Annotated in this window: 11 protein-coding genes; 4 read left to right on the forward strand and 7 right to left on the reverse strand. The window is 30.6% G+C overall.

What is annotated here, in order from left to right; genetic code table 11:
- Positions 1-8 precede the first annotated feature (8 nt).
- The 3 genes from E5167_RS01195 to E5167_RS01205 all read left to right on the forward strand — a co-directional run bounded on the left by E5167_RS01195 (position 9) and on the right by E5167_RS01205 (position 2,869).
- Positions 9-986: a lysylphosphatidylglycerol synthase domain-containing protein gene (locus E5167_RS01195; RefSeq protein ID WP_136840196.1), complete on the forward strand. Its 978-nt coding sequence runs from the start codon at positions 9-11 to the stop codon at positions 984-986.
- Positions 987-1,067: 81 nt separating this feature from the next.
- The gene (locus E5167_RS01200) at positions 1,068-2,111 is read left to right on the forward strand and encodes a glycosyltransferase family 2 protein (RefSeq protein ID WP_239021916.1); all 1,044 of its coding nucleotides are present in this window, start codon (positions 1,068-1,070) and stop codon (positions 2,109-2,111) included.
- Between the two features lie 17 nt (positions 2,112-2,128).
- On the forward strand, positions 2,129-2,869 hold the full coding sequence (locus tag E5167_RS01205; protein ID WP_136840200.1) for a Bax inhibitor-1/YccA family protein: 741 nt from the start codon (positions 2,129-2,131) through the stop codon (positions 2,867-2,869).
- Here the strand turns inward: E5167_RS01205 and E5167_RS01210 are convergent, their stop codons facing one another.
- The 3 genes from E5167_RS01210 to E5167_RS01220 form a co-directional block, all read right to left on the reverse strand.
- Positions 2,870-3,346 (reverse strand): hypothetical protein, encoded by a 477-nt coding sequence (locus tag E5167_RS01210; protein WP_136840202.1) that lies wholly within the window; start codon positions 3,344-3,346, stop codon positions 2,870-2,872.
- Positions 3,347-3,501: 155 nt separating this feature from the next.
- Complete coding sequence (locus E5167_RS01215; protein ID WP_136840203.1) at positions 3,502-6,135, reverse strand: energy transducer TonB; 2,634 nt, start codon at positions 6,133-6,135, stop codon at positions 3,502-3,504.
- 2 nt (positions 6,136-6,137) lie between these two features.
- Positions 6,138-6,497 carry a BlaI/MecI/CopY family transcriptional regulator gene (locus E5167_RS01220; RefSeq protein WP_136840205.1) on the reverse strand — a complete coding sequence of 120 codons (360 nt, stop codon included), beginning with the start codon at positions 6,495-6,497 and terminating at the stop codon, positions 6,138-6,140.
- 144 nt (positions 6,498-6,641) lie between these two features.
- Between E5167_RS01220 and E5167_RS01225 the strand changes: the two genes are divergently transcribed.
- Positions 6,642-7,139, forward strand: a complete 498-nt coding sequence (locus tag E5167_RS01225) for a DUF456 domain-containing protein (protein WP_136840207.1) — start codon at positions 6,642-6,644, stop codon at positions 7,137-7,139.
- A gap of 264 nt (positions 7,140-7,403) precedes the next feature.
- Here the strand turns inward: E5167_RS01225 and E5167_RS01230 are convergent, their stop codons facing one another.
- The 4 genes from E5167_RS01230 to E5167_RS01245 form a co-directional block, all read right to left on the reverse strand.
- A complete protein-coding gene (locus E5167_RS01230; RefSeq protein WP_136840209.1) occupies positions 7,404-8,081 on the reverse strand; it encodes a response regulator in 678 nt (225 codons plus the stop codon).
- Between the two features lie 8 nt (positions 8,082-8,089).
- A complete protein-coding gene (locus E5167_RS01235; protein ID WP_239021917.1) occupies positions 8,090-10,108 on the reverse strand; it encodes a tetratricopeptide repeat-containing sensor histidine kinase in 2,019 nt (672 codons plus the stop codon).
- 135 nt (positions 10,109-10,243) lie between these two features.
- Positions 10,244-10,441 carry a hypothetical protein gene (locus E5167_RS01240; RefSeq protein WP_136840213.1) on the reverse strand — a complete coding sequence of 66 codons (198 nt, stop codon included), beginning with the start codon at positions 10,439-10,441 and terminating at the stop codon, positions 10,244-10,246.
- A 372-nt stretch (positions 10,442-10,813) separates the two neighbouring features.
- Entirely contained in the window at positions 10,814-13,729 is a 2,916-nt protein-coding gene (locus tag E5167_RS01245; RefSeq protein ID WP_239021918.1) for an FAD-binding and (Fe-S)-binding domain-containing protein, read from the reverse strand.
- Positions 13,730-13,751: the final 22 nt, after the last annotated feature.

Below are 13,751 nucleotides of genomic sequence, written 5' to 3' on the forward strand. Positions count from 1 at the left end.
GTGACAAAATGATTAGCAGAATTCCATACAAAACTAAGCAATTCTTTTTTGTACTTATTAAGTTAAGCATTGTAGTTGGTGCTGCCTATTTTATTTATGACAAACTTGTAAATAATAAGGAATTAGATTTTTTAGTCTTTGTTGATTTTTTAGTTAAAAATGGTGCTTTTTCGCTCAAAAACATCATTTTTTTATTGGTTTTAACCATTTTTAATTGGTTTTTTGAAATTTTAAAATGGCAAAATTTAGTAAAATCTATTACTCAAATCTCATTTTTAGAAGCATTTAAACAAAGTTTAGCATCGCATACAGCATCTTTATTTACGCCAAATAGGATTGGAGATTATGCGGCTAAAACTATATATTTTAGAAGTGACCAACGCAAAAAAATAGTCCTTTTAAATTTAATTGGCAATATGGTTCAGATGAGTATAACCCTTTTATTTGGAATTGTTGGCTTTTATATATTTATTTCTCAATATGAGGTTGATATTTCTTATTACAAACTAGTTAGACTATTAACCTACGCTTTAATAGGCGTTGTTGCTATAGGGTTTGGTGTGTCGCATAAACGATTTAGTATCAAAGGATTTTCGTTTTTAAAAATATGGACGTTTGTAAGGAGTGTGTCTGCAAAAATTCACCTGAAAAATATAGCCTATTCCTTGTTTAGATATCTTATTTTTTCATTTCAATTTTATTATCTATATATAGTATTTGGAGTAGATATTACCTACATAAACGCCATGGTTTTAATATGTACCATGTACCTCTTGGTTTCTATTATACCAACCATATTTATTTTTGATGTTATCGTTAAAGGGAGTGTAGCTTTGTACATATTTGGTTTTGTCGAAATCAATAATATTACCATTTTAAGCGTTACTACACTAATGTGGCTATTAAACTTTGTACTTCCAAGTGTGTTTGGAAGCTACTATGTACTTAATTTTAATTTGCCAACTGCTTCTAACATCGATGACTAAATGATTTTTATCATTATAATTACAACCGTTTTATATAGCCTTTTGATAGGTAGTTTTGTTATTGGATTTAACAAAATAAGAATGTTTAACGAACCTTTTTTGAGACACTTAACGCGATTCACTATTATAGTCCCTTTTAGAAATGAAGAAGAACATTTATCCGATCTAATCAAGTCTTTAGAAAGTTTAAACTACCCTAAAAATCATTTCGAAGTGATCTTTGTAGATGATGATTCTACTGACAATTCTGTGGAACTAAGCTCAAGACTATTAAGTTGTTCGCAATTAGATTTTCAAATTATAAAAAATAATCGTGCATCTAATTCACCAAAAAAAGATGCTATTACCACAGCCATTAAAAAAGCTAAGTACCATTGGATTGCAACCACTGATGCCGACTGTGAAGTGCCCAATACATGGTTAGAAATAAGCAACTCCTTTATCAACAGTTATGATGTTGCCATGATAGTTGCGCCTGTTGTTTTTAAATCTTCAGATTCATTTTTCAACCAATTTCAAGCCTTAGATATGTTAAGTCTTCAGGCTGCAACTATTGGAGGCTTTGGTCTCTCATTTCCTTTTTTATGTAATGGTGCCAATTTAATGTATCGAAAAGACTTATTTAAAGAACTTAATGGCTTTGAAAACAATGACGACATTGCCAGTGGTGATGATATTTTTTTGCTTGAAAAAGCAATAAAAAAATACCCAGAATTAGTTAAGTATATGAAGTCTAAAAATGCTATAGTTTTTACTAAGGTAGAAACATCTTTATCTGACCTTATACAACAACGTATTCGTTGGGCTTCAAAAACAAGTACTTACAAAAATGCGTTTGGGAAGTTTGTTGGCTTACTAGTTTTATTGGTGAATGCTCTAATTGTCATTACTCTTTTTTTAAGTGTTTTTGGTTTATTTTACTGGCTTTACTTTGTTGCTGTTTTAATACTAAAACTATCTGTAGATTATATACTACTGTATAAATCGGTTAACTTTTTTAATCAAAAACATCTTTTAAACAATTACTTTTTTAGTGGTTTACTATATCCGTTTTTTGTTGTTTTTATTGCTTTTAAAGCAATGTTCTCAACATACAAATGGAAAGATAGAAGTTTTAAAAAATAAGTATCTTTCTAATCGATATGCAAAAACTATCTAATTATAAAACGTCTAATCCTGCGTTTTCCAATTATTTCTGGAAAAACAACCCAAACACTTCAAAAACGATGAGTGTTAGAGGTATTATTATTAAATCGATAGTTTGCATTTTTATTATTGCTTTAATAACTGGTTTTATTTGGAAATTATATGATAATGGTACCAATGTAAGGTGGTTTACTTTAGGAGGAATGCTCGCTGCGATAATAATAAGTATCGTTATTTCGGTAAGGCAACATTGGTCGCATGTTTTAGTGCCATTATATGCCATTGCAAAAGGCTGTTTTTTAGGTGGGTTTAGTGCTTTTATAAAAGCGAAGTATCCTGAACTGCCTTTTCAAGCCATTGGTGTTACCATTATTACCTTTTTTACCATTTTAGTATTGTATCAAACACAGATTATAGTCCTTACCAAAAAACTTAGAAGTGTTATTATTACTGCTGCTCTCTCAATATTTATCGTGTATTTCATTTCATTTATTTTAAGCCTTTTCGGTATAAGGTCATTTCTTTGGGGAACCTCCTGGTTAGCAATTGTGTTTAACATTATTGCAGCAACAGTCGCTGCATTTACATTGCTGTTAGACTTTAATTATATTGAAAAACATAAGAATAAAGCCGACAAATACAAAGAATGGATTGCCACTTGGGGATTATTAGTATCACTCGTTTGGTTATATACCGAGATTTTAAGACTTATGAGAAAATTTGCTATTAAATTTTAACTATTCTACCTTGATTATGATTGGGATTTTAAACTCAGTCTTTACTTGCTGGCCTCTTTTAATAGCTGGAGAAATTTCAGGTAAATTATTAAGACTTTCGATTAAAAAGGTATTGATATCAGGTATTTGAGAAGTAATGTTAGGATTATCTTCAATACTTAATACTCGTAAATCTCCTTTTTCTGAAATAGAAAAAGACATGTTTATCGTGTCGTTTAAATCTTTTGTAACCACAATTTTTCTTAGTGCTAACTGCGACATAATATGGTTTGTAAGTGTTGTCTGAAAACATTGCTTACGAAGTTCTTTTGTACCTGAGTTATTACAATTATCAAACGAAGGATATTCATCAACATCGTTCCAATTAAACGTTTCGAGTTCCTCATTGATAATATCCTGAGTATTTACCTTTTTCTTTTCAAAATAATCGCAAGAGGTTAGGCAAATAATTAAAACAAAAAACTTTAGGTACTTCATTTTCAAAAACTGAAGTGGAAAAGTACGATTTTTTTAAATCAATCGGTGGTTTGGTGCTTTTCTTCTTTTAGTTTGTATTAACAAAAAAGCCAAAGTTATAATAACTAAGGCTTTTCAATTTACACCAATAATGTTTCAAATAAATGTATAACCAACTAATTTTTCTTTTTCTCTAACTCATAAATTATTGGTACAGAATATGGTACAATTACGGTTTCACCATTGTGCTTTCCGGGTGTCATTTTTGGCAGTAATTTTATAACTCTAATGGCTTCTTTTTCCAATTCTGGGTGCTTAGCTCTGGCTCTAATATTTGTGATATCTCCTGTTTTACTAATTTTAAACATGGTAGGCACTTTTTGTCTTGGTAATAAATCAAGATCTTTAGGTAAGTTTTTACCAAACTCGTTTAAAATAAAGTTTGAAATACCCTCGGTTGTACATTTTCTTAATTCTTCCCTAGAGGTTTTTGATTTACAACCAGGATATATAGGCATTTCATCAATGACTGCAAAAGGAACTTCTTTATGGTTTTGTTGGTTTTTTACTTCATTTTTGTTTTTATTAGATTCTATTACTTCTCTATTTACTTGAAAAATAATTGGTAATGAATAAGGCACTACCACTGTTTTGCCTTTTTGCTTTCCAGGAATCATTTTTGGCAGGCTTTTAATCACTCGTTTAGCTTCTTCTTCTAATCTTGAGTGTGGTGCTCTTGCTTTAACATCTTCAATATTACCTTCTGTATTAATTTTGAACATGACCCTTATCATTTGTCTTCCTAACAATCCTAAGTCTTTAGCTAAATCTGAATTAAAGTTTTTTATAACATGCTTTGTAATGGCATCCGAAGTACATTTTCTTCTTTCATCGGCGGATAGAGTTTTGCAATCTTCAAACATTGGTGGTTGTTCTATAACAGCATAAGGTATTTCAATCTCATTTAGCATTCTTAACTTGGCCTCTTCCTGTTTGACTTTATTGCCATTAGTAGGTTTGTCGTCTGTTTTGTCGGCTACTTCAAAAATAATAGGTAAGGAATAAGGCACTACCACTGTTTTGCCTTTTTGCTTTCCAGGAATCATTTTTGGCAGGCTTTTAATCACTCGTTTAGCTTCTTCTTCTAATTTTGGATGTGCTGCTCTTGCCATTACACTTACAATATCGCCTTCCTGATTAATTTTGAACATGACCCTTATCATTTGTCTTCCTGACAAACCTAATTCTTTAGCTAAATCTATGTTGAAATTTTGTTGTACATGATTTGTGATAGCGTTAGAAGTACATTTTCTTCTTTCATCTGCGGATAGAGTTTCGCAATCTTCAAACATTGGTGGTTGTTCTATCACAGCATATGGTATTTCCACTTCATCAATCATTACTAATTCTTGTTGTCTAGGTTTATTATTATCCTTGCTAAAGGAAGCTGTCATATTCTTACTCTCGATAATTAGTTTTTTATAATAGTTGTTATTCTTAATTAATGCCATTTTTTCATCATACTCTTTTTGTTTAGCTGTTGTTAAATTGCTAAAATCATCAACGACTATTCTTAGAGTCGAAGGTGCAGCGTTATCTTCCCATTCTTTTTTGGCTATTTCAGTTTTTTTATAAGCTAAATAATCATCGTAGTCTCCTTTAATTATTCCAAATCCACTATGAATTTTTTCTGTTAATCCTTCTACTACGTCTGATGGTAATCTTTTTGGGTTTTCATCAATATATTTCTGATAAGCCATAAACTTATAATATTCTTCTTCTGAAAGCCTATACTTATTATAATCAGGTAAATACTCATCAGCAATTTGTTTAAGCGATACACCTTCCTTTTCTTTCTTTAATAATTCTTTATAAAATTTCTCTTTTAGCTTTTTCTGAGATATTTTCTGACTTGTTTCACTAGGAATTTTGTTGTCTTGTGCATAAGATGAACTATACATTAACATTCCTAACACCACTGGAATCAGCAACGCATATTTAAGCTTTAGTATTTGTTTTGATTTTGATTTAGATAACATCATGATTCGTTTTTTAATTAATGATTTTTTAAAAAATGCATTGATAAATGACACATTTTGCGTTTCAAAAACCTGTGTTAATAAATTTTGATAATAGTCTGATTTGTTTTGTGTTTTCAAAGCTTCTTGGTCTGCTATAAATTCATGCAAAGAGCGAATTCGTGCTTGGTACATATATACCAATGGGTTAAACCAAAATAGTATGCGTTGTAGCTCGAAGAACAATAAATCTAAAGTGTGTTTTTGCGTTACATGCACCAGCTCATGTTTTATAATGACTTTTTGTTCTTCTTTTTTTAGATTGGCTCCTAAAAACACATAATGAAAAAAAGAAAATGCCGAGGTGCTGTTTATTAATTCCACTAACAATACATTACCCTTCCAACGCTTTGGGTTTTTGTAAATAAGTATAAAAATGTGTGTGATTTTAAAAAGAAACAACAAGCAAGCCAACATAACTCCTAAGTAAAATATAGTTTCTAAATCCCAAGAAACAGCTTGTTCGGTAATTTCAACTTCTGGCAATACTACGGTTGTATTATTAATCGCTTTGTTTCCTATAAACACTTCTGGCAAGGCAACCACATAATCTTTAGGTACAATTTCTTTAAAAGCCGTTACTTTAATAAATGGTAAGATTAAGGACAATATAGAGGTGCCGATTAAATAAAACCTGTTCCAGTTAAAAAAGGTTTCCTTTTTTAAAAACACATCATAGACCAATAAAAAGAACACCTGAAATGCTATAATTTGAATAATATATTGTACCATAACTATTCCTTTTTATTGATTTCCTTCAATACCGATTCCAACTCGTTTAAATTAATATCGTTCTTTTTTACAAAAAACGACACCATACTTTTAAATGACCCTTGAAAGTAATTATCTACCAATTTATTTAGAGATTGATTGCTGTAATCCTGCTGCTGCACTAGAGGAAAGTATATATGTCCTTTGCCTTTCTTCTCATAATCAACAAAGCCTTTACTTTCAAGAATTCTAACAATTGTTGATACTGTATTATAAGCAGGTTTGGGTTCTGGAAGCACTTCTATAATGGCTTTTACATTAGCCTTTTTTAATTGCCATAGCACTTGCATAATATCTTCTTCGGCTTTTGTTAACTGTTTCATGAATTGATAATTTTAAACTAAGTTTTTAGTTGAACAATAAAACAAATATAACTAAATTTTTAGTTTGAACTAATTTCTTAGTTAAAAAATGTAACATTTAGGGTGTAACTTCGTCAAACAATCAGTATTAATCACACGTATTAAATGGATATATTTTTAGTTTTTGTAGCCGCATTATTTATGTTTTTGGGTATTATTGGTAGTTTTTTACCTGTGTTGCCTGGGCCATTAACCAGCTGGTTTGGATTATTAATTTTACATCTAACCGATACCATTCCAATGAATTGGACATTTCTAGGCATTTGGTTAGCTGTTGCGATATTTATTTGGGTATTAGATTATGTTATTCCTGCCATGGGAACCAAAAGATTTGGAGGCAGTAAATATGGTATGATTGGCACAACCATTGGACTTCTAGTTGGGTTGTTTTCCCCTATTCCTTTTGGGATTATTATAGGTGCTTTTATTGGTGCTTTAATTGGCGAGCTCATTAATAAAAACGATAAAGATGTTGCATTAAAAGCTGCATTTGGCTCTTTTCTTGGGTTTTTAACCTCAACCTTTTTAAAATTTATTTTTGCAATTATTTATTTAGGGCTATACTTTATGAAGGTCTGGGAATACAAAAGCGCTTTGTTTTAAATAAAAAAACCGCATGACCAACTTTTGTTGGTCATGTGGCGTGTCAATTGCTATTAATTCAACAAATAAATTAGAGGGATAATTAATTTTCTTCGTTGTCTTTTTCAAATATAAATGTAAGCTTGCAATTTTTGTTGTGGTAAAACCGTAAACTTATTACGGGAAAACCGTAGTTTATGTATAATTCATATCTAAATGAGAGATTTTAAAAAATCACAAAAGTGAAAATTTAACATTTAAGTTATGAGGAAGTATATATTTTTCTTACAAGAACCCTTTATGTCTTGCTTCTTTTAGGAGTGTTTCATCATTTCCATCTTCAACATCAAATAATAGTTTTAGGTGTTTTTTTCGTTTTTCAATAGCACTCATTGACAAATCAATATGTTCCTTAAGTGATTTTGTTTTTACACCTTTTGATAGTAAGTGAAGTATTTTACGATTGGTTTCATCTAAATAGATATCGCTTGTAATAGTAGTTTTTAAAAATGTATTTACAGTACTACTGTAATATGGTGGATTTGTTAATATATGCTGAAAAGCTTCGGCTAACTCACTTGATGTTAAGTCGCTTTTAATTAATAAGCCTTCTGGGTTTATTTCTTTAATGATATTTAATATTCTAAATGATTCATTAAACATGGTTAAGATAACAACTTTAGCATCTGGCAAATATTCTCTAGCTATTTTTGCAAGATCTTCTCCAGAAGTAATCAATCCATCTTTTGAAGCTGGTAAGCTAATATCAAAAAAACATACATCATATAAACTATCTAGACTGCTTGATGCTTTTTTTATTAATTCAAAAGCCATGTCGCAATCGTGTGCTATGTCAATATCTAAATGTTGGTGTGGTTTTTTTGTAGCTACTAAGGTCATTTGATATCCTTCTATAATCATTGGATGATCATCGACCATAAGTATTTTTAAATGTTGTTCCATAATAGCTATTAGACAGGAATAAATATTTTAATAATGGTTCCAACATCAATTTTAGAATATACTTCGACTTTACCTCCTATATCCCTAATTCTAGAGTCAATGTTTTTTAATCCTATTCCTTTTCTTGCTTTATTGACATTAAAGCCAGAACCATCATCTTCTATAGTACATAAAATTACGTTATTTTTTAATTGGAAACTAATTTTTACAAGACTTGCATTAGCATGTTTGTAAATATTTTGCATGGTTTCCTGTAACATTCTATAAATGTGAATTTTAGTTTTGTTAGGCATTTCCTCCCAATCAATACTATCGTCATTTGTAAATTTATAACTAATATTATATGCTGTAGTTTGGGTTTCTACTAATGCTTTTATAATATCTATAAATCTTGAATCTGCAACAAAATCGGAATTTAAATCGTGAGATATTTTTCTAATTTCGGTTTCTATGGTTTTAAGTTGTTCTATATATTGACTTCTACTTTTGGCAGCTTCTTCAGTTTGCACTAGGTTTAAGCTATCTAAGCTTAACCTTGTTCCAAATAGTTTTCCTAAAATACCATCGTGAAGTTCTTCGGATATTCGTTTTTTCTCATGGGTTCGTCCTTCTTCAATTTTATCTTGTTGTGCTAACATTAAATTATAAATTTCTTCATTAGCCTCTTGTTGCTTTTGAATAAATTCTAACTTACGGTTTTTTGCTCTTTGTGTGATAACAAAATATAACAGCGTTAAACTAATAAGGAGTCCAACAGAAATAATTAGAAACAATTGTCGTTCCTTAGATAATTGTTCTTTTTCTTCTTCTAATATATCTGTTTCGTATTCAATTCGGGCAAATTTGTCTCGAATAGCTCTTTCATTATTTAAAAGACTATCATTAAGCTTTATATGCTCATATAAATACGCTTTTCCTTTTTCTCCTTCTTCTGTAAAAGAAAGTAATTTTAAAGACCTTAATATCTCTTCTGTTGAGTTTAATTCTCTAGCAACATCTAATGTCTTTTTTGTGTAAAATTCTGCTGACTCTTTATTGTTATTCTCTAAATAAAATTCCGCCATATCATTACCAATACCTAAAAGTCCATAAGGGTCGTTCAAACTATCTGTTATTTTATATGCTTCTTTAAAAATTTGTTCAGCCTCTTCTTTATTATTTGGGTTTAATTTTAATTTTGCTAATGCTTCATTGCCTTTTGCTATGACATAAATAGAAGGGTCTAACTCAATAAACGCTTTGTTTTTTGAAATCTCATTAAAAATATTAAGTGCTTCATTATATTTTCCTTTTTGCAATAAGGAATACCCTATGTTATTCCTGCTATTGACCAAATACCATAGGTTCTCCTTAATATCTTCGCTAACTTTTAGTGCTTGAGTTTGGTAATTAATAGCCTGATCATAATTCTCCAGTTTCACAGATATGACAGCAAGTAAATTTAATAAATGATATGTCGTTTCTAGATTTCTCTGACTAGCCTTTAATTCCCTAATAAGCTTTAAAGCGCTTATAGCATTCTTTTCAGAGCCTATATAGTCCCGTTCCGTTTCTTGAATATTAGCCATTGTAAACAATGTCTCAGCTCTATTGCGAATATCTCCCATTCTATCATAAACTTTTACTGCATTATAGTAGTAGTAATAAGCACTATCGTTTTGTGTTTGGGTTTTATAATAGTAGCCTAGATTTTGATAGGTATATGCTATATAGGTGGTGTCTTGAAGTTTTTTTGCCAAAATGAGATTTGATTTATTGATTTTACCAAACTCATCATTCAAATCAAAATATAAGTATAAGCGAGATAAATTCCAGCTGCTTTTTAAGAGTGTTGTATCTATCGCTAGTTCTTTAGACTGTTGAACTGCCAAATTAGCCAGTGTAATTCTTTCATCAGGGCTAAGTTCCCTATCATTAGATAACTTCCTCAAATTTAAAATACTATCTAGTTGTACTTGAGGCTCTTTAGATTGCGCTGAGAGACATACACTTATAAAAGATAGCATTACAAAAAAACAGTTTTTCAAACCTTAGATTTTCAATATATTCAAATTTAAGCTAAAAATAATAACTTTAGGTGAATTAAAAAGGTATATACATAAAAAGAAAAAGCCCATTATATATTAATTATAATGGACTTTTTTATTATAAATTAGCAATCTTTACAGTTGCTCTTGACCTGGTTTAATTCCATCCTTTTTTCCAACAGATGCAATAAGTTTTGTATCCTTTTTAACTTCTTTATAAGAAGCTACTTGAGATTCTGAAAAGTTTAGTTCTGTTTCTGTTTGTTTACTTGTTCCTGAAATAGTTAAGCAAAATACTGCTGCTACTAATAATGTAATTTTTAGGGATTTCATAGTTATTCGTTTTGGGGTTATTATTATATCTATTATTATTTTACATTTTTAATGTACTAATAGTTATAGTTTGTGAGGGAGCACAATGGACCAATAATAACTAAACACAAACAGTGTTTAACAAATAATTTTTGAGGGTTACAATTAAATAATTGTAAAAAAGGATTAATTAAATTTTCTTAAAAAGCATGAGGGAATTGTTTGGGGCTTTTAAGAGACGTAAATATAGTATTGGATAGATGGAAGAATTAAAAATACCGATTAAGTGTTTGATATATTCGATGAAATACATTAAAAAGATAATTTTCCTACAAATAAAATGAGTTTACCTGTTAAAAATTGCATTGCTAAGATATGGCTTTTATTTAATAATTAAAGTAATGCTTCTTTTAAAATAGATACTGGATGCTTTGACTCTTTATCTATTCCGTCTTTTATTTGATGTCTACAACTTGTCCCTGAAGCCACAATAGTTAAGTCTTTATTTAGATTTCTGAGCTTTTTAAATAGTGATTCTTCTCCTATTTGCATGCTTAGGTCGTAATGTTCCTTTTCGTAACCAAACGATCCTGCCATACCACAACAACCACTATTTATAATAGTAACGACGTAGTTTTTAGGAAGCGATAACATATTAAACGTATGTGAGCTGTTACTCAATGCCTTTTGATGACAGTGCGCGTGTATTTTAATAGTTATTGCTTTATCATGAAACCTTTGCGATGATATTTTTCCTTGCGTAATTTGATTATCAATAAACTCTTCAATTGTAAATGTATGTTTTGAAATATTTAGTGCAGACTTTTTATCATCAGCTAATCGCAAATATTCATCTCTAAATGTGAGTATGGCTGAAGGCTCAATACCAACAAGAGGCACTTCCTTATCAATAACATCCTTAAAAATAGTAATGTTTTTATTTGCTATGGCTTTTGCTTTATCTAAAATACCTTTCGATATATAACTTCTCCCGCTTTCTTCGTGATTAATAATGTGAACTTTATAACCAAGGTTCGTTAATAGGCTAATGGCATCAATACCTACCTCAACATCATAAAAATTTGTAAACTCATCAATAAATAAATAGAGTTCTCCGTTTTTGTTTTGCTCTATCTCAAACCGTTGCTTATTCTTTTTATACCTGTTAAAAAAAGTTGTTCTATGTAACTTAGGAATACTTCTTTGTACAGCAACTCCTATTATTTTTTTAACAATTGAAGTATTTAATAAGGCATTTGTAATTGCTGGAAACTTACTTCCTAACTTATTCCATTTGTTACTAGACGCAAATAGTTTGGTTCTAAACGGAATACCATGCGCTTTATAATATTGATATTGAAACTCTGCCTTTAAAGCTGACACATCTACATTACTTGGGCATTCACTTGCACAAGCTTTACAACTTAAACATAAATCGAAAACCTGCTTAAGCGCTTCACTATCAAATTTATTAGTTTTCTTTGAAGTAGTTAATACGTCTCGCAACGCATTAGCACGTGCTCTAGTAGTATCTTTTTCGTTTTTAGTGGCTCTATAACTCGGACACATAGTACCTCCAGCAAAGGCAGGTTTTCTACAATCGCCTGAACCATTGCATTTTTCGGCAGCACGAAGAATGCCTTGGCTATCCGAAAAATCCGTTATAGTTTCAATGTCTGGTTCAATTCTATCTGTTTCATACCTCAAGTTTTTATCCATTGGAAACGGATTTACAATCTTACCTTGATTAAAGATATTATCAGGATCGAAAGTAAATTTGACTTTTTTTATCAACTGATAATTTTTTTCTCCAATCATTATTGGAATAAATTCTGCTCTTACAATACCGTCTCCATGTTCGCCACTAAATGATCCTCCATTCTTTTTTACTAGAAGTGCTGTTTCGTAAGTGATTTGTCTAAATAGTTGTACATCTTCTGCTTTTTTAAGATTCAGTATTGGACGTAAGTGCAATTCGCCAGCACCAGCATGTGCATAATACACTGCTTTTTGGCCAAACTTATCCATCATCGCTGTAAATTCTTCAATATAATCTGGAAGGTCATCTACTTCTACTGCTGTATCCTCAATACAAGGCACTGCTTTTTTATCTCCTGCTATGTTTCCAAGCAATCCTAAACCAGCTTTTCGTAAGCTAATAGCTTTATTAACATCCTCGTTAAACAACATTGGGTAAGCATACCCCAAATTATGTTCTTTTAAAACAGCAATGACATTTTCAGCAAGTTGTTTTGCTATTTTTAAATCGTCATGTCTTACTTCTAACATTAAAATAGCTTCAGGATCGTCTTCGATAAAAAATCTATTTTTAAGTTGCTCACGATTATTTTTAGTACAGTCTAAAATGGTTTTGTCCATAAGCTCACACATGTATAAATTATGTTTCATAGCATGAACCACTGCTTGTAAACTCTCATTCACACTTGTAAAATGCGCTGCAATTAACACACTGTTTTCAGGAGGAAGTGCATCTAACTTTAAGGTTATTTCTGTAGTAAAAGCAAGCGTTCCTTCGCTTCCACATAATAACTTCGCAATGTTTATGTGGTTATTAGAATCACTAAAAATCTCCGAATCAATTAAAGCATCTAGTGCATATCCTGTATTTCTACGATGAATGTTAGGTTTTGGGAACCTCTTAGCTATTTCTTTTTGAACATGTTTATTTGAAAGCTCCTTAAGAAGGGTTTTATAAATGCTACCTTCTAAATCATCTTGAGATATTTTTTGTTCAAATTCTTTTTTTAAAAGTGAGCCAAATTCAACTTCAGAGCCATCACTTAAAATAGTATTAAGAGTTAATACTTTATCTCTAGTAACTCCATATTGAATGGAGGTGGTTCCAGATGAATTATTTCCAACCATACCACCTATCATACATCGATTACTTGTAGAGGTGTTAGGCCCAAAAAATAATCCGTGAGGTTTTAAAAATTCATTTAATTCGTCACGAATAACTCCAGGTTGAATTGTTATAGTTTTTTCTTCTTTATTAAACTCAAGTATTTTATTGAAGTATTTAGAAACATCTACAACCATGCCTTTACCAACACACTGTCCTGCTAAAGATGTTCCTGCTGTTCTTGGAATAAGCGTTGTTTTGTTGTTTTTTGCAAAGCGGATTAACAACTTAATATCCTTAACAGTTTTTGGTAACGCTACTGCTTCAGGTAACATTCTATAAGCCGAAGCATCGGTTGCATAAATAGTACGATGAAGCTCATCAAAATAAAGCTCTCCAGAAAAATTTGCTTTTAAATCGTTATAACGTTTGCTATCTACCTGCAATTAATAATATTTTATAAGGTAA

This window comes from Pontimicrobium aquaticum (assembly GCF_005047595.1).
In the GTDB taxonomy this organism is placed as follows: Bacteria; Bacteroidota; Bacteroidia; order Flavobacteriales; family Flavobacteriaceae; genus Pontimicrobium; species Pontimicrobium aquaticum.

Coding starts and splice junctions, on each gene's coding strand:
- E5167_RS01195 (WP_136840196.1), top strand. CDS start 9: ATGATTAGCAGAATTCCATACAAAACTAAGCAATTCTTTTTTGTACTT.
- E5167_RS01200 (WP_239021916.1), top strand. CDS start 1,068: ATGTTTAACGAACCTTTTTTGAGACACTTAACGCGATTCACTATTATA.
- E5167_RS01205 (WP_136840200.1), top strand. CDS start 2,129: ATGCAAAAACTATCTAATTATAAAACGTCTAATCCTGCGTTTTCCAAT.
- E5167_RS01210 (WP_136840202.1), bottom strand. CDS start 3,346: ATGAAGTACCTAAAGTTTTTTGTTTTAATTATTTGCCTAACCTCTTGC.
- E5167_RS01215 (WP_136840203.1), bottom strand. CDS start 6,135: ATGGTACAATATATTATTCAAATTATAGCATTTCAGGTGTTCTTTTTA.
- E5167_RS01220 (WP_136840205.1), bottom strand. CDS start 6,497: ATGAAACAGTTAACAAAAGCCGAAGAAGATATTATGCAAGTGCTATGG.
- E5167_RS01225 (WP_136840207.1), top strand. CDS start 6,642: ATGGATATATTTTTAGTTTTTGTAGCCGCATTATTTATGTTTTTGGGT.
- E5167_RS01230 (WP_136840209.1), bottom strand. CDS start 8,081: ATGGAACAACATTTAAAAATACTTATGGTCGATGATCATCCAATGATT.
- E5167_RS01240 (WP_136840213.1), bottom strand. CDS start 10,441: ATGAAATCCCTAAAAATTACATTATTAGTAGCAGCAGTATTTTGCTTA.